The sequence below is a fragment of the Rhizobium album genome (assembly GCF_003122325.1).
GTDB lineage: Bacteria > Pseudomonadota > Alphaproteobacteria > Rhizobiales > Rhizobiaceae > Metarhizobium > Metarhizobium album.
Map to the genome: position 1 here is coordinate 48445 of NZ_QFBC01000015.1, position 21280 is coordinate 69724.

Sequence of the window (21280 nt, forward strand, 5' to 3'; positions counted from 1 at the left end):
CTGGTCTTCACGCTTCCGCTTCGCCGGTTGTGCGGCCGATGAAAGACAACGAGAATTTCAGGCCGTCGGCCTCATAGGAAAAATGCGTCTCGGCTTCGAATTCCGCCGGGAAAGCGCTGCGGATCAACCGGGAGCCGAACCCCTCGCGGCTCGGCACTTCGAAGCTCCGGTCGCTGTTTTCGTTCCAGGTGAGCTTTACCTTGCCGTCACTGACGGCCCATTCGATCCGGACAGACCCCGTGCCATCGCTGAGGGCGCCGTATTTCGTCGCGTTGGTCGCAAGTTCGTGGATGATCATCGACAGTGAAAGCACTGCCGGCGGGCTGAGATGGCAGCTGGGACCGTCCAGGCTGATACGCTGGTCGAGCGCATCGAGGTGCGGCAGCAGCGCACGGTCGATGACCTCGCGCAAATCGCCGCTTTCCCAATCATCGGCGAGGAGGATGTCGTAGCCGCCGGCGAAGGCGCCGATGCGCTGTGAGAACGACTTGAATTCTTCCGGGTTCTGCCGCCCGAACGTCTGGCGCGCGATTGCCTGGACGATCGACAGGGTGTTCTTGACGCGATGGGCAAGCTCCCGTCCCATCAGCTTTCGTGCCTCGACCATCTTCTCCGTCTGGCGCCGCCTTTCGTCCAGTTCGTCGAGAAGGTGATCGACCGAGGCACCGACAAGGCCCAGTTCGCCGTAACGTCCGCCCATGTTGGTCCTTGCGGCAACATCGCCGCCGCGCCACCGCTGCAGCACGTCGACGATGTGGTCTATCGGCCGCAGGATGAACCGGTTGCCGACGAAAACGGCAGAAATGACGGCAATGAGGGCGCCGAGCAGGATAAAAGCCACGCCTGCCAGCGTGGTGCGGTTGATGTCGGCGAAGGCCTTTTCCTTGGAGATTCCCGCGCCGATGTAAAGCGGGCTGTTGGGAAGCGACACCGGCTCGTAGCCGACGATGCGCAGGGTGCCGTCCGGACTTCTCATTTCGGTCGTGCCGGCCCTGGGGGCCGTGAGATAGGGTTTGAAAGCCTCGGCAATGCTGTTGCCGACGAAACGTTGCGATTCCGGGTTGCGGGCAATGATGATGCCATTCCGGTCGGCAATCGTCACCACGCCGCCGGGTGTGATGCCCCTTTCCCGGATGCGCTGATCGAGCCATTCCAGGCGGATGCCGGTGGCGATGATACCTTTCACCTCCGTTCCGTTGCGCAGCGGCATCGCCACCGGCAGGATCGGCCCTTCGGAAAGCTTGCTGATCGTGTATTCGCCGACGACGAAGTCGTTGACGGCAAGGGCATCGCGGATATAGCTGCGTTCGGAAAAATCCATTCCCGCGGGCATGCCGAAGCTGTCGCAGACAAGTTTGCCATCCAGGTCGAAGACGAGGATGGAACGGATCGGCGGCACCTGGCTGGAGACACGCTTCAGGGCGCTGGTGCATCCGGCCCGATCCATATCGAAAACGGCAGGGATCGCCGCGGCGGCAATCAGCACGCTATGAACGCCCTCGATGATTCGGTTGACCTCAGATGCCGCCTGCCGCGCAGCCTGCAACGCCTGCTGGTGAATTTCCCGATCCCGTTGCTGCCTGCCCAGAAGCTCGTTGTAGGTGAGCATCCCGATGGCAGGAAGCAACGCCGTCGCCGCTACGGCGACAAGCCGCCTTCTCACGTCACGTTCCCCCACACAACACCGACGAGCCGTGCTTTTTCAGCATTCAACGTCCGATTCGCCCACCGCGAGGCAAGAACAATGCCATGTTCCATTCGCAAAATCGCGCTTTCTTCTCTCATGATTTTGCGCGTGACGAAAATATAAAGGCTTCCGGCAGGCAAATGGTGAAAATTTTGTTTCATGCTGGGCTTGCGGTCCGGTGGCGCAGGTCATTTCCGAGGAGTATGACCGTCTCCATGTCGCGACGCAACTGCCGACGCTTCGATACGCGCAAGTCGGCGGATGCAGAACGCGACAACCGGTTGATCTTTCGAGCGGCCCGGCCGCAAATGCAGGACATGCCATGACTGTCGTAGCCTCCTATCTCTATCGTGACGGCAAGCGCATCGAGGCGGTGCCGATCGACCGCGCGGTGCCGCCGGAGGACGAAAACACCTTCATCTGGATCGGCCTGCACGAGCCGACACTGGAGGAGATGACGACGCTGAAGCATAATTTCCAGCTGCATCCGCTGGCGATCGAGGATTCGCTCAATCCCGCCCAGAGTCCGAAGGTGGATATCTACGATAGCCAGCTGTTCGTGGCCGCCAAGACGGCGCACCGCGTCGGCGAGCGCATCGAATTCGGCGTGACGGCGATCTTCATCGGCCGAAACCACATCATTTCCGTCCGCCACGGCTCGGATCGCGGCCACAGCAAGCTGCGCAGCCAACTGGAGGCGACGCCGCAGACGCTGAGGCACGGGCCGGACTATGTGCTGCATGCCATTCTCGACTTTATCGTCGACGGCTACCTGCCGATCGTCCAGTCGATCGAGGACGAGATGCTTGATATGGAACAGCAGATGCTGGATGCCTTCCTCGAGCGCGATCAGATCACCCGCATCTTCCGCACGCGCCGCGAGGTGATCCGCTTTCTCCGGGTGATTGGGCCGATGGTGGAGCTCTGCGGCAAGCTGGTCCATCTCGACCTGCCTTGCCTCGACCCGGAGGCCAAGCCCTATTTTCGCGATGTGCTCGACCACGCGATGCGGGCGGAGATGACGATTGCCGGCTTGCGCGACGTCATCACGTCAGTCTTCGAGGCCAGCAATCTGCTGGAGCAGCAAAGGCAGGGTGTCATTACCCGCCAGCTCGCCTCCTGGGCGGCGATTCTCGCCGTGCCGACGGCGATCGCCGGCATTTACGGCATGAACTTCGAAAACATGCCGGAATTGAAGACGACCTATGGCTATTTCGTCGTGCTCGGCGTCATCGTCCTGTTGTGCTTCATCCTCTATCTCCGCTTTAAGAAAGCCCGCTGGCTTTAGAAGACGGAAAAACGGTTCGCCTGAAACGTCAGGCGAACCACTGCTGCACGGTGGGCAGGACCTCGATCGTGCCGCGACAGATCATGTCGAGCGCGACATAGAGAATGATCAGCAAGCCGACATAGGCGATCCAGCGGTGCTTGTTCAAAAGCCTGGCGATGAAATTTGCGGCAATCCCCATCATGGCGATGGAAAGGCCAAGGCCGATGACCAGCACGGAGGGGTGTTCGCGCGCCGCGCCGGCGACGGCCAGCACGTTGTCGAGCGACATCGAGACGTCGGCGACGACGATCTGGGTTGCCGCCTGCAGGAAGGTCTTCTGCACCTTCGGCGTGCCCTCGGCGCCTTCCGCATCGTCATGGGCGTTGAAGGCGCGCAGTTCGTTCCACATCTTCCAGCAGACCCAGAGCAGCAGCAGGCCGCCGGCGAGCAGCAGGCCCAGGATCGCCAGCAAATGCACGGTGATTGTGGCAAACAGGATGCGAAGAACCGTGGCGGCGATAATCCCGACGACGATCGCCTTGCGACGCTGCGCCGCCGGAAGGCCCGCTGCGGCGAGGCCAATGACAACGGCATTGTCGCCGGCCAGGACAAGATCGATCGCGATGACCTGAAGAAGCGCCGCCAGGCCGGCAGCCGTGAACAATTCCATGAAGTCAAGTCTCCACTGCTGCATGGGTGCTAACGCCTTGAGTGAAGGGCGTCAACCGGCCGGGCGTTCTCCCGGGCAATATTGTGCGTTGCAAAAGCGATTATCGGCGTGATTGGGTTTTACCGTAAAAACAGGGCGCCGGTGACTTCGCCGGGCGAAGTGCGAATGACGGAGCGGTAGCCACGACGGTTCCCTGATGTCGGAGAGAAGGGGGCGGCGCTCCCTGAAAGCGCCCGGAGGCAATTCGGCTCACCGGCCGTGTTCCATGCCCGTGAGCCGATCTTCTTTGCCATTCGCGCTTTATTCTGCGGCGATCGAATGGGACGCGGCGTGTTCGTCCTGTGTGTTCGCCGCCTCCCTGCCGTGCTGCACAAGCGCCTTGTTTCCGGCAATGCGACGCATGATCACGTAAAACACTGGCGTCATGAAGATGCCGAAGAAGGTGACGCCGATCATGCCGGCGAAGACGGCGACGCCCATGGCGGCCCGCATTTCCGCCCCGGCGCCGGTGGAGATCACCAGCGGCACGACGCCCATGATGAAGGCCATCGAGGTCATCAGGATCGGGCGCAGGCGCAAGCGGCTCGCCTCGATCGCCGCCTGGACCGGCGTGCGTCCCTCGAACTCCAGTTCACGCGCGAACTCGACGATCAGGATGGCGTTCTTGGCGGATAGTCCAACAAGGACGACAAGGCCGATCTGCGTGAAGATGTTGTTGTCCCCGCCCGTCAGCCAGACGCCGGTCAGGGCGGCCAGCACGCCCATGGGCACGATCAGGATGATGGCGATCGGCAGGGTCAGGCTTTCATACTGTGCGGCCAGCACCAAATAGACGAGCAGCAGCGCTAGGGGAAAGACGAAGAGGCTGGAATTGCCGGCGAGGATCTGCTGGTAGGTCAGGTCCGTCCATTCGAAATCGATGCCGGGCGGCAACGTTTCCTGGGCGATGCGTTCGACGGCCGCCTGCGCCTGGCCCGAAGAGAAGCCGGGAGCCGGGCCGCCGTTGATATCGGCGGCGAGGAAGCCGTTGTAGCGGGTGGTGCGTTCCGGGCCGGTGGTGGCATCGACCTTGAGGAGCGCCGACAGCGGGATCATCTCGCCGCTCTGCGACCGCACCTTCAACTGGCCGATATCCTCCTGCTTGGAACGGAACTGGGCGTCGGCCTGGGCGCGCACGCTGTAGGTGCGTCCGAAGGCGTTGAAGTCGTTGACGTAGAGCGAGCCGAGGTAGATCTGCAGCGTTTCGAAGACGTCGGTCACCGTCACGCCGAGCTGCTGCGCCTTGGCACGGTCGAGGTCGGCATAAAGCTGCGGAACGTTGATCTGGAACGAGGAGAACAGCCCGGCCAGTTCCGGCGTCTGATAGGCCTTTGCGAGGAAAGCCTTGGTGGCTTCGTCGAGGGCCGGGTAGCCGAAGCCGGCGCGATCCTCGATCTGCAGCTTGAAGCCGCCCGTCGAGCCCAGGCCGTTGACCGGCGGCGGCGGGAACATGGCGATGAAGGCATCCTGGATGACGCCGTATTTCTGGTTGAGCTGCATGGCAATGGCATTGCCCGACAGTTCCGGCGACTTGCGGTCCTCGAAATCGTCGAGCACGGCGAAGACGATGCCTGAGTTGGAGCCGATGGTGAAGCCGTTGATCGACAGGCCGGGGAAGGCGAGCGCATTCTTGACGCCCGGCTGCGCCAGCGTGATCTCGCTCATGCGCTTGATCACCTCTTCCGTGCGGTCCAGCGTCGCGCCGTCGGGCAGCTGGGCGAAGCCGATGAGATACTGCTTGTCCTGCGCCGGCACGAAACCGCCGGGCACCGCCGTGAAGATGCTGTAGGTGGCGCCGATCAGACCGATATAGACGGCCATGATCAGGCTCTTGCGCGACAGCAGCCCGCCGACGCTGCGGCCGTAACCGTTCGAGGCCGCACCGAAGGCACGGTTGAAGCCACGGAAGAACCAGCCGAGCACCGCATCCATGCCGCGCGTCAGCCAGTCCTTGGCCGCATGGTGATCCTTCAGCAAGAGGGCGGCGAGCGCCGGGGACAGCGTCAGCGAGTTGATCGCCGAAATGACGGTCGAGATGGCGATGGTCAGCGCGAACTGCCGGTAGAATTGGCCGGAGAGGCCGGTGATGAAGGCAAGCGGCACGAAGACGGCAACCAGCACCAGCGCGATGGCGATGATCGGGCCGGAGACTTCCTTCATCGCGCGATAGGTGGCGTCGCGCGGGCTCAGCCCGTTTTCGATGTTGCGCTCGACGTTTTCGACCACGACGATGGCGTCGTCGACGACGATGCCGATCGCCAGCACCAGGCCGAACAGGGTCAATGCGTTGATCGAGAAGCCGAAGACGTACATCACCGCGAAGGTGCCGATGATCGAGACCGGGACGGCGATCAGCGGGATGATCGAGGCACGCCATGTCTGCAGGAAGAGGATGACGACGAGGACGACCAGTGCGATGGCTTCGAGAAGCGTGTCGACCACCTTGTCGATGGAGGCACGCACGAACTTCGTCGTATCGTAGACGATCTCGTAGCGCACGCCTTCCGGCATGGCCAGCTGCAGTTCGCTCATGGTGTCCTGCACGGCGTCCGAAATGGCGATGGCGTTCGAGCCCGGCGCCTGGAAGACAGGAATGGCGACGGCAGGATTGCCGTCGAGCAGCGAGCGGAGCGTGTAGTCGGCCGCGCCGAGTTCGATGCGGGCGACGTCCTTCAGCCGCGTGATCGCGCCGTCGGTGCCGCTCTTGACGATGATGTCGCCGAATTCTTCCGGCGTCTGCAGGCGGCCCTGGGCGTTGACGTTCAGCTGCATGTCGACGCCGGAAAGGCTGGGCGACGCGCCGATGATGCCGGCGGCGGCCTGGACGTTCTGCTGGCGGATGGCGTTGGTGATGTCGCTGGCCGCCAGATTGTGTTCGGCCGCCTTCTGTGGGTCGATCCAGACGCGCATCGAGTAGTCGCCGGCGCCGAACACCTGCACCTGGCCGACGCCTTCGATGCGGGCCAGGCGGTCCTTGATGTTGAGCGTCGCATAGTTGCGCAGGTAGGTGAGGTCGTAGCGCCCGCCCGTGGAAACGAGGTGGACGACCATCATCAGGTCGGGCGAGCTTTTGACCGTGGTGACGCCGAGCGCGCGCACTTCCGCCGGCAGGCGGGGTTCTGCCTGCGATACGCGGTTTTGCACCAGCTGCTGCGCCTTGTCCGGATCGGTGCCGAGCTTGAAGGTGACGGTGAGCGTCAGCACGCCGTCCGAGGTCGCCTGGCTGGACATGTACAGCATGTCCTCGACGCCGTTGATCTGTTCTTCAAGCGGTGTCGCCACCGTCTGGGCGATGACGATCGGGTTGGCGCCCGGATAGCTGGCGCGTACGACGATGGAGGGTGGCACGACTTCGGGATATTCGGAGATCGGCAGGGCGCGCATGCCGATGAGGCCGGCGACGACGATGAGGATCGACAGGACGGCGGCGAACACCGGTCGGTCGACGAAGAAGCGGGAAATGTTCATTTTCGTCCCCTTCGGGGTTGAACGATGGCGTAAACCGGCCCTGGCGCCCGAAACGTCGTTCGGGCGCTGCACAAACCGGATGTCGTTGCTGCCGGCGGCGGGCCGCCGGGTATTTTTACTGCTGGGCGACCTGGCCTTCGGCCTGCGGCAGAACGACCGCGCCGGAGCGGATGCGCTGCAGGCCGCTGACGACGATCGTGTCGCCGGCCGCAAGGCCCTTCTCGACGATGCGCTTGTCGTCCACCTTGGCGCCGAGTTCGACCTGGCGGTAGCTGGCGGTGTTGTCGGCGCCGACGACGAAGACGAACTTCTTGTCCTGGTCGGTGCCGATGGCCCGCTCGCTGATCGTCAGCCGTTCGCTGGCGTTCGGCTCGCCGAGGCGGATACGGACGAACTGGCCGGGGATCAGCAGGCCGCCGGGATTGTCGAAGACGGCGCGGACGCGGATCGTGCCGCTGGCCGCATCCACCTCGTTGTCGATGAGCTGCAGCTTGCCGCGGATCGGGGCGACCTTCCCGGCCAGCGTGGTGATTTCGACCGGCACGGCCTCGATCGCCGGCACGCCGGAGGGCGAGGGCAGGGCGGCCAGCGTCTTGGCCACCAGTTCCTCGTTGACGCTGAAGCCGGCATAGATCGGGTCGATGGACACCAGCGTCGTCAGGACCGGCGACGCCGAGCCTGCGGCAACGAGATTGCCGACGGTGATTTCCAGCTTGCCCACCCGGCCGGCGATCGGCGCGCGGATTTCGGTATAGCCGAGATCGAGCTGCGCCACCTTGAGCGCGGCAACCGCGGCCTGGCGGGCTGCGGTGGCTTCGCTGAAGGCGCTTTGCCGCTGGGCGAAATCGCTTTGCGAAATCGTGCTCTTCGACGACAGCACCTTGCCGCGGGCGAGTTCCGCCGTGGCGAGATCGAGGCGGGCCTGGACGGAGGCCACCTGGCTTTCCGCCCGTGCGACGGCCGCCTCATAGGGTGCCGGATCGATGGTGATGAGCAGGTCGCCGGTCCTCACCAGCCCGCCCTCGCGAAAATGCACGGACTGGATGGCGCCGGCCACGCGGGAGCGGACCTCGACGCGGTCGACCGCCTCCAGCCTGCCGGAAAATTCCTGCCAGGTCGAAACATTGTGCGGCTCGACGGTAGCAACGGTGACGGGGATAGCCGGAACCTGTGCTGCCTGTCCCGACTGCGCGGCAATCGCGCCGCCCGGCAGGTCCAGATAGGTGCCTGCGGCAATTGCAGAGACGACAATGCCCATGCCGGTGCCCAACAGGGCCCAGCGCGTCTTTTTCGACGTCATGATGTACTCTCCTTGGCTCCGGCAGGAGCCTTCAATCAATCTCGGATAGACTAAAATTCAATGTTTCAGCTTGCTGGTGAAGGCGGCGAACTCGTCGCAAACGACGTCGATCCAGGCGCCGCCTTCTCCCCTGTACATGTCCGTCCAGCCCTGGCCGGCGGGTAAAATCCGCTGTTCCACTTTCACGCCGGCCTCTGCCATGCGTTTTGCATAACTCAAGGCCTCGTCCTTCAGCGGATCGTCTTCTGCGGTCATCACCAGGGCCGGCGCAACACCGGCCAGCCTCGAACAGAGGCAAGGCGCGGCATAAGGATGCGAAAAACCGCAGGCCGACCTGAGATAATGGCTCCAGCCTTGCGACCAGCGTTGCAGCATGCCGATCTCGCTCGCCTTGCGGAACGAGCCCGACGTCATCAGCGGGTCGATCATCGGCGACAGCAACACTTGGCCTGCCAGCTGGCCGGGGATCTGGTCGCGCGCCTTCAGGGCGACACCGGCAGCGATGTTGCCGCCGGCTTCCTGTCCGGCAACGAACAGCGATGACTTGGCGCTGCCGAAAAGCTTGCGCCGGTTGCTGAGGCAACTCAGCACCTTGAAGACGTATTCCATGGCCTGCGGGAAGGTGTTGCGCACCTCTCCGCCGTAATCGGCCTCGACAACGACGGCACCACGATCCGCCAGCGCCCGCGCCACCGGGCTTTCGGTTGCCGGCAACGGTGCCTGCTGGAACGCGCCGCCGCCGAGATAGAGTACGAGCGGCGGGGACTTGAGGCGGGCAGCGCCTTCATAAATGCGCACCGACGGCAAGGGTCTTGCCGAATCGTCGATCGCCATATCCTGCCACGTCGCCTGCATCGTCGTTTCCCGGCGTTCGTATCCTATACAACGCATCTGGCTTTTTATATTATTGTACGATCCAATGCGCACAAGTCTGCCGTTGTTGATAACTCTGTTCCGAAAATCGGGATAATGTTGCGACGCACAAGGAGGGGATATGGACCAGCTTTCGGCAATGCGCACCTTCGTGCGGGTGGTGGAAACAGGAAATTTCACGCGTGCCGCCGCCGCACTCTCCATCCCCAAAACCACCGTCACCAATCTGGTGCAGGCGCTGGAGGCGCATCTGCGGACCCGGTTGCTGAACCGTACGACGCGGCGGGTGACGGTGACGACGGACGGTGCGCTTTATTACGAACGGGCCATCCAGATCCTTTCGGAACTGGATGAACTGGACGGCAGCCTGACGAACTCCCAGGCCCAGCCCTCCGGCCGGTTGCGAGTGGAGATGGCCGGCGCCTTCGCCGACACGCTCGTCATCCCGTCGCTCTGTGATTTCTATTTGCGTTATCCGCAGATCCAGCTGGATATCGGCGTCGGCGACCGCCTTGTCGATTATCTTGCGGAAAACGTCGATTGCGCCCTGCGCGGCGGCACGCCGACGGATCAGTCGCTGGTGACACGCAAGGTCGGCGAAATCAGGCTCTCCTGTTATGCTGCGCCGCGTTATCTGGAGAAATTCGGGATGCCGCAGCATCCGCTGGACCTGACGGCGAGCCATTTCTGCGTCGGTTACCTGATGGTGCCATCGGGAAAAGTCTTCAGCATGGATTTCCGGCGCGGCGACGAATCGCACGAGATCGAGCCGCGTTATGTCGTATCGGTCAACGACAGCCGAACCTATGTGAAGGCGGCGATTGCCGGCATGGGGGTGGCGATATCAGCACCCTACTTCGTCAAGGAGGCGGTGGAAAAGGGCGAACTGGTGCCCGTGCTCACCGACTGGCAATGCGAGAGTATTCCGCTGAACATCGTCTATCCGCGCACCCGCCATCTCAGCAACAAGGTGCGGGTATTCGTCGACTGGCTGGTGAAGCTGGTCCACGATCTGGACAAGGATTCGCCCGCCGAGGAGCGGTTTACGCAGGCGCCAGCGAAAATGCAGAGACGGTAGGCGCTGAGATCGCGTTCCTTGCGCCGCGGCCATGCGGCAAACGGCCCCATCTGCCGTCAAAATGATGGTTCCGCCCGGCTCGCCACTTTTCATCGCGACGTTTCGTTGCTAATCCTTCGCATCAGGAGAACCGATGAAAAAGCAACTGCAACAACTGAGGCTGGCCGTGGTGACGATCGTCGCCGTCTGCCTGCTCGTCGTGCAGGCAGCCATCGGGTCCTTTGCGCTTGCCGCTGCCGTCAACTCGCCCACCGTCGATTTTTACGGCAATCCGCTGTGCATCGAAAGCGTACGCGGCGATGACGGCGATACCGGCCATGTTGCGCTTCCCGATTGCTGCACCGTCAGTTGCAGCATGCATGTCGGCTTCGCATTGCCAGTCGAGAGCGCCAACTTCCTGATCAATCCCCTGGTTGTATCGTCCGGGATCGTCCAGGACCGATATGTCACCGCCCCGCGCATAACGCTGGACTATCTTCCAGCCCATCCCCGAGCGCCTCCTGTCGCCGCGTAAACACCGGGCCTGAGATCGGCCCGCGATCTCGCGTGTTTACTCGATACGCCGCTGCGATGTTCTTTCGTGGCCGCTGCAGGAGAATGAAAATGATTACTTTCCGTAAAGCTTTTGCAAAAACCGCCCTTCCGGCCGTTCTGGCCGCTCTTTTGGCACTGGCGCCGGCCGGTGTTTCCCAGGCTCATGAGTTCAAGGCCGGCAATATCGAAGTCGTCCATCCCTGGTCGCGGGCGACCCCGCCGGGAGCAAAGGTGGCGGCAGGATATCTGACCATCAAGAACAGCGGTTCGGAGCCCGACCGTCTGGTGTCCGTCACCGGCGAGATCGCCGAGAAAACCGAAGTCCATGAAATGGCCGTCAATGGCGAAGGCGTGATGACGATGCGGCCGGTTTCCGGCGGGGTGGAAATTCCGGCCGGCGGCGAAGTCGAGCTGAAGCCGGGTTCCTACCACATCATGTTCATGGGCCTGAACCGCTACGCCAAGGAAGGCGAGAGCTTTTCCGGCACGCTGACCTTCGAAAAGGCGGGCAGTGTCACGGTCGAGTATTCCGTCGACAAGCTGGGCGCGACAAGCGGCCACGGCGGCTAACCTATCCCACCGGAATTCCGGCTGGCGTCGGCGGTTTCGAACGCCGATGCGGTGATGCTGAACGGGCCACGAGCGGTTTTCCGCCATCGTGACCGGCTGCGGAGCCGTGTGAAGCCGTCCGGGGAAACCGCGCAGTCCCGAACCGCGTCAGCGGTGGGGTCGCATATATAAAGTCTTGAAAATTCACGGAATCTTGCCGGCAGAAGCTGGCGATACCACAATCGATGGAGAGTTTGAAATGTTCCGGAAAACGATGATGACGCTTGCCGCTGTTGCCCTTGGCGCCGGCACTGCCTCGGCGCATGTGTCGATCCAGGTGAAGGAAGCGCCTGTCGGCTCGACCTACAAGGTGGTGCTGCAGGTGCCGCACGGTTGCGAAGGCAAGCCGACCAATGTCCTGCGCGTGCAGATCCCGGAAGGGGTGATCGCCGTGAAGCCGCAGCCGAAGGCCGGCTGGACGCTGGAGAAAGTCAGGGGCGCCTATGCCAAATCCTACGACTATTACGGCACGCCGACGAACGAAGGCGTCAAGGAAGTCGTCTGGAGCGGCGGCAGCCTGGCGGATGACGAATATGACGAATTTGCATTTCGCGTCTATCTGACCAAGGATCTGAAGGCCGGCGAAACCCTGTATTTCCCGGCGGTGCAGGAGTGCTCCGAAGGTCTGGCCGAACGCTGGATCGAGATCCCGGCCGCCGGCCAGTCCGCCGACGATCTGGAATTGCCGGCGCCCGGCGTAAAACTGCTCGAAGCCACGGGCGGTCACTGATCCATTGGCCGGCACCTCCGCCGAGGCGCCGGCCTGCTTCTCGATGTTGCGGAGAGACGGGTGAAAAACAGCGTTCGTGGTGACCATGCCTTCATGGCCTTGCTGGCGGGGATCGTCTGGCTCTGTCTAACCAGCATCGCCATGGCCCATGCGTCCTTGACGTCGGCGGAACCGGCGGATGGCGCGGTCGTGCAGGTGGCGCCGCAGCGTTTTAGCCTTTCCTTCAGCGAGCCTGTGTCGCCGCTTGCCCTCAAGCTTGTCAGGCCGGACGGGCAGACGCTTGCCCTCGATACCTTCGTGTTGCGCGACCGGACGCTGGAGATCGAACCGCCGGAAGGCCTTTCGCCGGGGACCTACGTCCTGTCCTGGCGGGTGGTTTCGGAAGACGGGCATCCGGTTGCCGGCTCGGCGGTTTTTTCCATCGGCGCTCCGAGCGGCGCTGCTCCCGCCGTCACCGAGGCCGACGATTGGCCGGTGAGGGTGGCGCTCTGGATCGGCAGGGTGGGCCTGTATGCCGGACTTTTCTTCGGTATCGGCGGTGTCTTCGCCTCGTTCTGGCTCCTCCGCGGCAGTGATCGGGGAGGGGCGTGTTTTGCCGTCGTGATCGTTGTCGGTCTCGCAGGCACCATCCTCTCCGCGGGCCTGCAGGGACTCGATGCGCTGGGCGTGCCGCTCTCGGGCCTCTTCGACAGCATTGCCTGGCGCGCCGGACTGGGCACGAGTTTCGGCCGAACCGTCATCGTCATGACGGCAGCACTTCTGCTGGCGGCACTTGCTACGCTTCCGCGTTTGAAACCCTGGGGGCATTGGCTTGCCTGCGTCGCCCTTCTCGCCGGAGCCGGGGCGCTCGCCCTGAGCGGCCATGCCAGTGCCGCGGCGCCGCAATGGCTGACGCGGCCGTCCGTCTTCCTGCATGCCGCAACCATCGCCATCTGGATTGGCGCCTTGTTGCCGTTGGCGAAGGCGGTGCGCGATGGCGGCACCGGAGCGGAAGAGGCGCTCCGGCGGTTCTCGCTGTTCATCCCCTATGCCGTGGCGGTGCTGGTCGTCGCCGGCCTTGTCCTTGCCGTCATCCAGGTGGAGCATCCTGCCGCCCTCGTCGAAACGGCTTACGGCAATGTTTTGCTGGTGAAGGCCGGATTGCTCCTTGTTCTGTTCGCGCTGGTTGCCGTCAATCGATGGCTGTTGACGAAACCGGCACTGGCGGGCGAAACGACCGCCGTCAGGCGCCTGTTGCGGGCTATCGTCGTCGAGACCGTTCTGGTCCTGGCGATTTTTGCCGTTGCCGCCACCTGGCGCTTCACGCCGCCGCCGCGCGCCCTGGCAATCGCAGCCGCCCAGCCGGCTTCGTTCCACATCCACACCGACAAGGCAATGGCAGACGTGACGATCAGCCCGGGCCGAACGGGGCCGGTCACCGTCTCCGCTATCGTCATGACCACGGATTTTGGCGCACTCGACGCCAAGAACGTCTCTTTCGTCTTCTCCAACCCGGCGGCGGGCGTGGAGCCGATCCGGCGCAAGGCATTCAAGCCGGGCGACGGGACATGGCAGGTCGACGGCCTCGTTCTTCCCTTGCCGGGCACTTGGACAGTTCGCCTCGATGTGCTGATCAGCGATTACGAACTGGCTCGCCTGCAAGGCGAAATCGCCATCCGGCCATGATCCGGCTGGCGCTCGCGCGGCGCGACCGGTCGCGATCGAGGCCGCCGGCTTCACGGGGAAGTGAAACTCTTTGAAGGGTTTTGCCTTTTCCTGGTCGTGGCTGTCATGCAGTCTCCGGCAATGCGGCAAAGGATCGACAGATGACGAGAGGTTTATGGCGCAAGCATGCCTTGCTGGCGGTGTTCGGCATGGGTATCGCCGACAGTGCGGCGGCGGAAAGCATCAATGCGGGTGAACGTGGTTATACGCAATCCGTCCCCTTCGAAGCCCGCACCGTTGCGGAGTTCGACACGCCATGGGCGATTGCCTTCCTTCCCGACGGGCGCATGCTGATCACCGAGAAGCCCGGCCGGATCTTCCTCGTTTCGGCTTCCGGCGGAAAGACGGAGGTCGAGGGCGTGCCGGAGGTCGCCGCGTCGGGACAGAACGGCCTGCTCGATATCGCCGCGGCGCCGACATTTGCCGAGGACCGGACGATCTATTTCACCTTCTCCGAGCCGGGTTCGGGCGGCAGCAGCCTCGCGCTGGCAAAAGCCAGGCTGGGGATTTCGGGTCCTTCGGCAAAGCTCGAAGACCTCGCGATCATCTGGCGACAGGCCCCGAAGGGCCGCGGCGGCCAACCCGGCGGCATCATCGAATTCGCACCGGATGGACAGCATCTTTTCCTGACCTCCGGTGACCGCATGCGGCCGAAGACGGCGCAGGATCCGGAACAGGCGCTCGGCAAGGTCCTGCGCCTCAATCTCGACGGGACGACGCCCGAGGACAATCCCCTGGTTTCGGCGGGCGGCGTGCAGGCGCAGACCTGGACGAGCGGGCACCGAAATCCCTACGGATTGGCCTTCGCCCCGGACGGGAAGCTGTGGCTGCACGAAATGGGGCCGCGCGGCGGCGATGAACTCAATCTTGTCGTCGCCGGGCAGAATTACGGCTGGCCGCTGGTTTCGAACGGCGACAATTACAGCGGCAGTCGCATTCCCCGGCATTCGACCCGGCCGGAATTCACCCCGCCCGCTCTGTACTGGAACCCGGTGATCGCGCCGGCCGGGCTTGTCTTCTATGATGGCGGCCTGTTCCCACAATGGCAAGGCTCCGCCTTGATCGGCGGCCTCGCTTCGACGGCGTTGCTGCGCATCACCTTCGATGCCGACGGCAACGCCGATGAGGCGGAGCGCTGGAACATGGATGCGCGCATCCGCGATGTCGCGGTGGCGCCGGACGGTTCGGTCTGGGTGATCGAAGACGACAATCCCGGTCGGCTGAGGCGCCTGACGCCGAACGCCATCGCCAACTGACGGCCGCCCTTGGATGGCAGGCTCAGTCGAAGCGGCCTTCGCTCGCTTTCTGCCAGCGGTCGAAAGCAGCGGGCAGCCTGCCGGTCGGGGCGAAATCGTGCTGCTGCAGCCAGTCGGGCACGATGTCGGTGGAGCGCACCAGCTTCATGACGCGATCGGGGTGAATGCCGAGCCCGAGCACCGAGAACGGCCGCAGCAGCGTCGCCGCCGCCGTTACCACGAAGCGCGGCAGCAGGAAGGTCTTCACGCCGGCAAACGGACCGGCTTTCATGGTCTCGACGATCTGTTCCAGCGTGTAACGGTCCGGATAGCAGCCGTTGAACAGGATCGAGCGCTCGTCAAGGCTGCGGGCGTAAAAGATCGCCTCGAGCAGGTCGTCGACGTAAAAGCACGCCTTGATCGTGTCCTTGCGGCCGGGATAGATGAAAAAACCCTTCTTCATCAGCTTGGCCAGGCGGGTGAAATTGCCGCCCTCGCCAGGGCCGAAGATCACGGCAGGACGGGCGATGACCAGCCGCCGGCCGGCATCCTCCTGCATCCAGGCGCGGTGAATGCCCTCGGCCAGCCATTTCGACCAGCCATAGGCGGATTCGGGCGCGGGCGGGGAGGTTTCCGACTTGGTTTCTTCGCCGGGGCCGTAGACGGAAATCGAGCTGGTGAAGACGATGGTTTCGATGCCGCGCCGGCGCGCGAACGCGGTGACCTGGGTCGCGCCGGCGATATTGGTGTCGTAATATTCGGGATCGGGATGGCCGGGCGTGACGTGGACGGCGGCAAGATTGAAGATGGTGTCGATCTCGCCGTCGATCTCAAGGCCGCTGAGGTCGCGGACGTCGGCCTGGATATAGGTGACGCCGTCAAGCCGTTGCCGCGGCGGCCGGCGGTCGACACCGACCAGCGGCGTGACGCCATCGGCTTTCAGGCGTCGCAGCAGGTGGCTGCCGATGAAGCCGCTACTGCCGAAAACTATCGCTCCGGTCGTCATTGGTGTCAGCGGCCCTCATGATCGGTGGACACTGCGAGGATCGCCCGGCGATGGCCGACCGCAGCCTGGATAGATGAAAACGAGCCGTGTGGCACAGCATAGAGATAGGATTTACAAGTATCCGATTAAAAAGACCTGAATATCCATGACGGGACCTGAAGGTTGCCGTATGTGGATCGGATAGGCCCGGTCGTATGTCTCCGGTTCGGTTCGTCGAAATAAAACGGAGGAGGCCGGAATCGGGTGGCGTTGAACCGGGCGCCGGGACAGCATTATCATCCATTATGAACATGCATCAAGCGTCAGGACATGCCGGGATGACCCGTTTCTACACCATCGTGGCCTCGCCGGTCGGGGAATTAACGCTCGTAGCCGGCGAAAATGGGCTGGTGGCCGTGTTGTGGGAAAACGACAAGCCTGAACGCGTCCGCACCGGCGCCGTCGTCGAGGATGCGCGGCATCCGGTGCTGGTAGAGACGGCACGCCAGCTCGGCGAATATTTCGATGGCAGAAGGAGGGCGTTCGACCTGGCTCTCGATTTTGTCGGCACGCCCTTCCAGCGACAGGTCTGGGCGGCACTTCTGGCCATCCCTTATGGCGAGACGCGATCCTACGGTCAGCTTGCCGAAACGCTCGGCCGTCCCTCCGCGGCCCGCGCCGTCGGAGCGGCGAACGGCCGCAATCCGATATCGATCATCACGCCTTGCCACCGCCTGATCGGCGCGAATGGCGATCTGACGGGTTTTGCCGGCGGCTTGGACAACAAGCGGTTTCTGCTCGCCCTGGAAGCGGCGAGAGGCTGAACGGCGACCTGATTTCCGCGAGCCATCGATAGAGGCGGCTCGATGAATATGGCTGCCGTCGATGCCACAGGCTGTACCTTAAAATCCTCACAATCCTGCCTGCGCCACCTGACCGGAGGCATTGCGTTCGACTGCGATCCGTCCTGTGAAATGTTGAATTTGTGTGTATTGACAATTTCAACATAATCAACATAAATCCACATAAGTGGAGATGACGCTCGTGGATTTTTCGGTTCTTGCGCTCAGGTCGGCAATTGCTTCAGGCAGCCTCACATCCGAGGCGCTGGTGCAGGAAAGCCTGGCGCGCATCAAACGATTGAACCCGGTCGTCAACGCCTTCAGCCAGGTCTACGAAGAGCAGGCGCTGGAGGAAGCAAGGGCGTGCGACCGGGAGGCGGCGGAAGGCCGTTTTCGCGGTCCGCTTCACGGCATTCCCATGGGGGTCAAGGACCTCTTCTTCACGGCGGGCCGCTTGTGCCAGCGCGGCTCCACCGCCTACAAAGATTTCGCTCCCAAGGCGACGGCGCCGATCGTCCAGCGGATGGTCGATGCCGGTTCCATCATGATCGGCAAGACCACCACCACGGAGATGGGCTGGTCGGGTTCCGGCAATTCCGAATTCTACGGGCCGACACGCAATCCGTGGAATCCCGATCTGACCAGCGGCGGTTCAAGCTCGGGATCGGCCGCGGCGCTTGCGGCGCGCATGGTGCCCTTTACGCTCGGTTCCGATGGCGGCGGTTCGGTGCGGATTCCGGCAGCCTTCTGCGGTGTCTTCGCCATGAAGGCGTCGCTGGGCCGCGTGCCGGCCTGGCCCTGGAGCGCGACGGAAATGTTGTCGCATGCCGGGCCGATGAGCCTTTCCGCCCGCGACAGCGCGCTGTTGTTCAATATCGTCAAGGGGCCGGACCCGCGCGACCACCAGTCGCTGCCGGATGACGGCGCCGATTATACCGAGACCCACCTGCCGAAATCCCTGCGTATCGGTTTTGCGCCGAGCCTGTTCGGCTTCGATGTCGCGCCCGAAATCGGCCGCGTCGTGCGCGATGCCGTCGATGTCCTCGCTGCGGCGCTGGCGGTCGATATTCGCCCGGTTTCTCCCGGTTGGTCCGATCCGATCGGCATTTTCGAAACCCTTTGGGTGGCGGGTCGTGGCGTGGCCTATGGCGCGCAATCGGACCTTTCCAAATTCGGCAGCGGTTTCCGCGGTCTGGTCGAAGCCTCGGCGCAATACGATCTGGCCGCCTATCTTGCGGCGGTGAAAGCGCGGGCGGAATTTGCCGGCAGCATCCATGCGCTGTTCGAAGACGTCGACCTGCTGCTGTTGCCGACGGTGCCCGTAGAGCCGTTTGCCGCCGACCGCGAAGCACCGGAAGGTTTTGTGTCGCCGTCGCAGGTGCTCGCCTGGACAGGCTGGACACCCTTTACCTATCCCTTCAACCTGTCGGGCAATCCGGCCGCATCGCTGCCCTGCGGGCTGACGGCGAACGGCCTTCCGGTCGGCCTGCAGGTCGTCGGCCGCCGCCACGCCGATGCGCTTGTCATGGCGTTTTGCCAGCAGGCCGAAAACCACATTTTCAACAATAAAATACCTCCGCTTGCCGTTGCTGGTGGCAAAGCGGGGTGGGGAACACCCAGCAACCCAACTGCGGAGATAACGTCATGGAATTCAACAGGAGAGCATTTTTAAAGAGTTCGGCCCTTGCCGGCGTTGCCGTCGGTCTGCCGGTCCTCAATACCGCATTTTTCGTCGATCCCGCCCATGCCGCCGACGGCAAGGCGCTCAACTTCATGTCGGCGGAAAACCTGACCGGCAACTGGGACCCGTCGTCCCACACGACGCTTGCCCAGATCAACCTGGAAAGTTTCGTCTTCGGCTACCTGACACGCGCACCGATGCGGCCGGACAATCCGGACGAACTGGTGATGGAACTCGCGACCGAGATGAAGCTCATCGACGAGCACACGCTCGAGTTCAAGCTGCGGGAAGGCGTCACCTTCCACGACGGCAAGCCGTTTACCGCCGAAGACGTCAAGGCGACCTTCGAATATGCCAGCCAGCCAGACCGACCGGCCGCCTGGTATCCCGGCACCTGCGAGGTCGAGGTGGTCAGCGATCACGTCGCCCGCATCAAGACCGACAAGGGCGGTTATCCCGCCAGCCTCTTCTGGTTCCTCTCGGCCTTCCTGCCGATCATGTCGGCCAAGGACGTCGCCGATCCGAAGACGCTGTCGGCCCGCCCGAACGGCACCGGCGCCTTCAAGTTCGTACGCCAGGACGGCAACACCACCGTGCTTGAAGCCTTCGACGGCTTCTACCTCGGCAAGCCGACCCTTCCCGGCATCAACTTCAACTTCGTCGGCGATGCCACGACCCGCACGCTCGCTTTGCTGAACGGCGAGGCGGACCTGATCGAGCGCCTGGAGGCCGAACAGGTCCAGTCGATCGAGGAGGCCGGCGGCTTCAAGCTCAACAAGGCTGTTTCTGTCGAAAACAAGTACCTTTGGTTCCGTTGCTCCAAGGCGCCGTTCAACGATCCGCGCCTGCGCAAGGCGGCCGCCCATGCCATCGACCGCACCGTGCTGCTCGATATCCTCGGTGTTTCCGGCCATGCGTCGAAAGCCTGGATCTCGCCGGTGAAATTCGGTTACGTCGATACGCCGAACTATCCGGAATTCAATCCGGAAGAGTGCCAGCGGCTGCTGGCGGAAGCCGGTTTCCCCAAGGGCGAGGGCCTTCCGGAACTGGAATACATCACCTCGGTCGGCTTCTATCCGAAGACGAAGGAGTACGGTGAAGTCATCGCCGCCATGCTGCAGGAACAGGGTTTCCCGGTGAAACTCAACGTCATGGAAGTCGCGGCCTGGAACGAACGGCTCTACGACCGGCCGGGCGGCGGGCCGGGCCACATGATCGACTGCGGCTGGTCGACCGGTTCGCCGGAACCGGATCTCGTCTTGCGCACCCACTTCCACTCCAGCTCGAAACGCATCTGCGGTATCGAGGACAAGGATCTCGATGCGGTGCTCGACAAGGAGCGCAACACGCTCGATCCTGCAGCCCGCAAGGCGGTGATCCAGAACGAAGTCATGCCGATGCTGGCGGAGAAGGTGCCATCGCTGTCCCTGTTCACCTCGGTGTTCATCCACGCGATGCGCAACGGGTTGGACGGCATGTACTTCTATCCGAACGGCATGATGGACGCCAACAAGGCAACCCTGGCCTGATGGCTCATTGCGGCCGCCGGAAGACGGCGGCCGCATCGGTTCCGGTCGGCATAAGGGGAGACGGATGTTCGTCCTGTCGTTTTTGCTGAGACGGCTCCTGCAGGGGAGCCTGATCATCCTGCTCGTTACCTTCATCATCTTCACGCTGCTGCGGGTGGTGCCGGGCGATCCGGCGCGCCTGATCGTCGGCGGCATGGCGCCGGACGAGGTGGTTGCCGTGAAGGCGAAGGAACTCGGCCTCGACCGGCCGATCCCGGTCCAGTTCGTCTCCTATCTCGGCACGCTGGCGACCGGCGATCTCGGCACCTCCTTCGTCCGGCCGAAAAGCGGCGCCAGCCTCGGCGGCGCGGCCTTCGACGACCAGACCCGGGAGGAACGCGCCAAGGTGCTCGACCTCATCCTCGCCACCTTGCCGATGACGCTGCAGCTGGCCATGGTGGCGCTGGTCATCGCCTTGCTGGTCGCCGTGCCGCTCGGCACTGCGGGCGGCCTCTATCCCGGCCGCTGGCCCGACAAGCTGGCGCTGGCTTTGGGATCGCTGTGCGTCTCGACGCCGAATTTCTGGCTCGGCATCGTGTTGACGCTGTTTCTTTCGGTGAAGTTGAAATTTCTGCCGGCCATCGGCTATCGCGGCTTCAGCTACACCATCCTGCCGGCCATCGTGCTGGCGGTGGAAATCGTACCCTTCATCCTGCGCACCCTCACCGTTTCCGTGGCGCAGGTGATGCGCGAGGAATTCATCCAGCTGGCGCCGATCCGGGGCTTGAGCCGCAGCCGGACGATCTTTTCGCATGCGCTTGGCAATTCGGCGATCCCGCTGATCAACCTGCTCGGTGTGCAGCTCGGCATGCTGCTCGGCGGCGTGCTCGTCATCGAGTTCATCTTCGACTATCCCGGCCTCGGATTGCTCACCATCAATGCCGTGCTGCAGCGCGACTTCCCGCTGATCCAGGGCATAGCCATCTTCATTTCCGTCATGTTCGTGGCGATCAACATCCTGGTGGACCTGATCGCGATGACCATCGATCCGAGACTGGAGTACTGAC

General features: G+C 63.2%; 18 protein-coding genes. 11 read left to right on the top strand and 7 right to left on the bottom strand.

What is annotated here, in order from left to right:
• Positions 1–7 precede the first annotated feature (7 nt).
• Together DEM27_RS25075 and DEM27_RS33670 are read right to left on the bottom strand one after the other, a co-directional pair.
• Positions 8–1663 (bottom strand): sensor histidine kinase, encoded by a 1656-nt coding sequence (locus DEM27_RS25075; RefSeq protein WP_128755565.1) that lies wholly within the window; start codon positions 1661–1663, stop codon positions 8–10.
• Positions 1660–1848: a hypothetical protein gene (locus DEM27_RS33670; RefSeq protein WP_128755566.1), complete on the bottom strand. Its 189-nt coding sequence runs from the start codon at positions 1846–1848 to the stop codon at positions 1660–1662. The genes DEM27_RS25075 and DEM27_RS33670 overlap by 4 nt, the downstream gene beginning before the upstream one ends.
• Before the next feature lie 161 nt (positions 1849–2009).
• Between DEM27_RS33670 and DEM27_RS25080 the strand changes: the two genes are divergently transcribed.
• A complete protein-coding gene (locus tag DEM27_RS25080) occupies positions 2010–2975 on the top strand; it encodes a magnesium and cobalt transport protein CorA (protein ID WP_109460985.1) in 966 nt (321 codons plus the stop codon).
• 28 nt (positions 2976–3003) lie between these two features.
• Here the strand turns inward: DEM27_RS25080 and DEM27_RS25085 are convergent, their stop codons facing one another.
• The 4 genes from DEM27_RS25085 to DEM27_RS25100 form a co-directional block, all read right to left on the bottom strand.
• Complete coding sequence (locus tag DEM27_RS25085) at positions 3004–3627, bottom strand: YjbE family putative metal transport protein (RefSeq protein WP_109460986.1); 624 nt, start codon at positions 3625–3627, stop codon at positions 3004–3006.
• Between the two features lie 300 nt (positions 3628–3927).
• Positions 3928–7134: an efflux RND transporter permease subunit gene (locus DEM27_RS25090; protein WP_109460987.1), complete on the bottom strand. Its 3207-nt coding sequence runs from the start codon at positions 7132–7134 to the stop codon at positions 3928–3930.
• Between the two features lie 115 nt (positions 7135–7249).
• A complete protein-coding gene (locus DEM27_RS25095; protein ID WP_109460988.1) occupies positions 7250–8434 on the bottom strand; it encodes an efflux RND transporter periplasmic adaptor subunit in 1185 nt (394 codons plus the stop codon).
• A gap of 57 nt (positions 8435–8491) precedes the next feature.
• Positions 8492–9289: an alpha/beta hydrolase fold domain-containing protein gene (locus DEM27_RS25100; protein WP_109460989.1), complete on the bottom strand. Its 798-nt coding sequence runs from the start codon at positions 9287–9289 to the stop codon at positions 8492–8494.
• 139 nt (positions 9290–9428) lie between these two features.
• Between DEM27_RS25100 and DEM27_RS25105 the strand changes: the two genes are divergently transcribed.
• From DEM27_RS25105 to DEM27_RS25130, 6 genes are all read left to right on the top strand, one after another.
• On the top strand, positions 9429–10385 hold the full coding sequence (locus tag DEM27_RS25105; RefSeq protein ID WP_109460990.1) for a LysR family transcriptional regulator: 957 nt from the start codon (positions 9429–9431) through the stop codon (positions 10383–10385).
• Positions 10386–10518: 133 nt separating this feature from the next.
• Positions 10519–10899 carry a hypothetical protein gene (locus tag DEM27_RS25110; protein WP_109460991.1) on the top strand — a complete coding sequence of 127 codons (381 nt, stop codon included), beginning with the start codon at positions 10519–10521 and terminating at the stop codon, positions 10897–10899.
• Between the two features lie 89 nt (positions 10900–10988).
• Positions 10989–11489 carry a copper chaperone PCu(A)C gene (locus DEM27_RS25115; RefSeq protein ID WP_245446096.1) on the top strand — a complete coding sequence of 167 codons (501 nt, stop codon included), beginning with the start codon at positions 10989–10991 and terminating at the stop codon, positions 11487–11489.
• A 238-nt stretch (positions 11490–11727) separates the two neighbouring features.
• Entirely contained in the window at positions 11728–12258 is a 531-nt protein-coding gene (locus DEM27_RS25120) for a YcnI family copper-binding membrane protein (RefSeq protein WP_109460993.1), read from the top strand.
• A 60-nt stretch (positions 12259–12318) separates the two neighbouring features.
• A complete protein-coding gene (locus DEM27_RS25125) occupies positions 12319–13923 on the top strand; it encodes a copper resistance CopC/CopD family protein (protein ID WP_245446097.1) in 1605 nt (534 codons plus the stop codon).
• A gap of 188 nt (positions 13924–14111) precedes the next feature.
• Positions 14112–15218 (top strand): PQQ-dependent sugar dehydrogenase, encoded by a 1107-nt coding sequence (locus tag DEM27_RS25130; RefSeq protein WP_109461078.1) that lies wholly within the window; start codon positions 14112–14114, stop codon positions 15216–15218.
• 22 nt (positions 15219–15240) lie between these two features.
• On the opposite strand, the gene DEM27_RS25135 is transcribed toward DEM27_RS25130, so the two are convergent.
• Positions 15241–16203: an NAD-dependent epimerase/dehydratase family protein gene (locus DEM27_RS25135; RefSeq protein ID WP_109460994.1), complete on the bottom strand. Its 963-nt coding sequence runs from the start codon at positions 16201–16203 to the stop codon at positions 15241–15243.
• Between the two features lie 317 nt (positions 16204–16520).
• Between DEM27_RS25135 and DEM27_RS25140 the strand changes: the two genes are divergently transcribed.
• The 4 genes from DEM27_RS25140 to DEM27_RS25155 all read left to right on the top strand — a co-directional run bounded on the left by DEM27_RS25140 (position 16521) and on the right by DEM27_RS25155 (position 21279).
• Positions 16521–17006: a methylated-DNA--[protein]-cysteine S-methyltransferase gene (locus DEM27_RS25140; protein ID WP_109460995.1), complete on the top strand. Its 486-nt coding sequence runs from the start codon at positions 16521–16523 to the stop codon at positions 17004–17006.
• Positions 17007–17226: 220 nt separating this feature from the next.
• Positions 17227–18696: an amidase gene (locus DEM27_RS25145; RefSeq protein WP_205908958.1), complete on the top strand. Its 1470-nt coding sequence runs from the start codon at positions 17227–17229 to the stop codon at positions 18694–18696.
• The gene (locus DEM27_RS25150; protein ID WP_109460997.1) at positions 18669–20234 is read left to right on the top strand and encodes an ABC transporter substrate-binding protein; all 1566 of its coding nucleotides are present in this window, start codon (positions 18669–18671) and stop codon (positions 20232–20234) included. Before DEM27_RS25145 ends, DEM27_RS25150 begins: the two co-directional genes overlap by 28 nt.
• Before the next feature lie 64 nt (positions 20235–20298).
• Positions 20299–21279 carry an ABC transporter permease gene (locus DEM27_RS25155; protein ID WP_109460998.1) on the top strand — a complete coding sequence of 327 codons (981 nt, stop codon included), beginning with the start codon at positions 20299–20301 and terminating at the stop codon, positions 21277–21279.
• Position 21280: the final 1 nt, after the last annotated feature.

Coding starts and splice junctions, on each gene's coding strand:
- DEM27_RS25100 (WP_109460989.1), bottom strand. CDS start 9,289: ATGCAGGCGACGTGGCAGGATATGGCGATCGACGATTCGGCAAGACCC.
- DEM27_RS25150 (WP_109460997.1), top strand. CDS start 18,669: ATGGAATTCAACAGGAGAGCATTTTTAAAGAGTTCGGCCCTTGCCGGC.
- DEM27_RS25105 (WP_109460990.1), top strand. CDS start 9,429: ATGGACCAGCTTTCGGCAATGCGCACCTTCGTGCGGGTGGTGGAAACA.
- DEM27_RS25095 (WP_109460988.1), bottom strand. CDS start 8,434: ATGACGTCGAAAAAGACGCGCTGGGCCCTGTTGGGCACCGGCATGGGC.
- DEM27_RS25080 (WP_109460985.1), top strand. CDS start 2,010: ATGACTGTCGTAGCCTCCTATCTCTATCGTGACGGCAAGCGCATCGAG.
- DEM27_RS25110 (WP_109460991.1), top strand. CDS start 10,519: ATGAAAAAGCAACTGCAACAACTGAGGCTGGCCGTGGTGACGATCGTC.
- DEM27_RS25120 (WP_109460993.1), top strand. CDS start 11,728: ATGTTCCGGAAAACGATGATGACGCTTGCCGCTGTTGCCCTTGGCGCC.
- DEM27_RS25155 (WP_109460998.1), top strand. CDS start 20,299: ATGTTCGTCCTGTCGTTTTTGCTGAGACGGCTCCTGCAGGGGAGCCTG.
- DEM27_RS25135 (WP_109460994.1), bottom strand. CDS start 16,203: ATGACGACCGGAGCGATAGTTTTCGGCAGTAGCGGCTTCATCGGCAGC.
- DEM27_RS25130 (WP_109461078.1), top strand. CDS start 14,112: ATGGGTATCGCCGACAGTGCGGCGGCGGAAAGCATCAATGCGGGTGAA.
- DEM27_RS25115 (WP_245446096.1), top strand. CDS start 10,989: ATGATTACTTTCCGTAAAGCTTTTGCAAAAACCGCCCTTCCGGCCGTT.
- DEM27_RS33670 (WP_128755566.1), bottom strand. CDS start 1,848: ATGAAACAAAATTTTCACCATTTGCCTGCCGGAAGCCTTTATATTTTC.
- DEM27_RS25085 (WP_109460986.1), bottom strand. CDS start 3,627: ATGGAATTGTTCACGGCTGCCGGCCTGGCGGCGCTTCTTCAGGTCATC.
- DEM27_RS25140 (WP_109460995.1), top strand. CDS start 16,521: ATGACCCGTTTCTACACCATCGTGGCCTCGCCGGTCGGGGAATTAACG.
- DEM27_RS25090 (WP_109460987.1), bottom strand. CDS start 7,134: ATGAACATTTCCCGCTTCTTCGTCGACCGACCGGTGTTCGCCGCCGTC.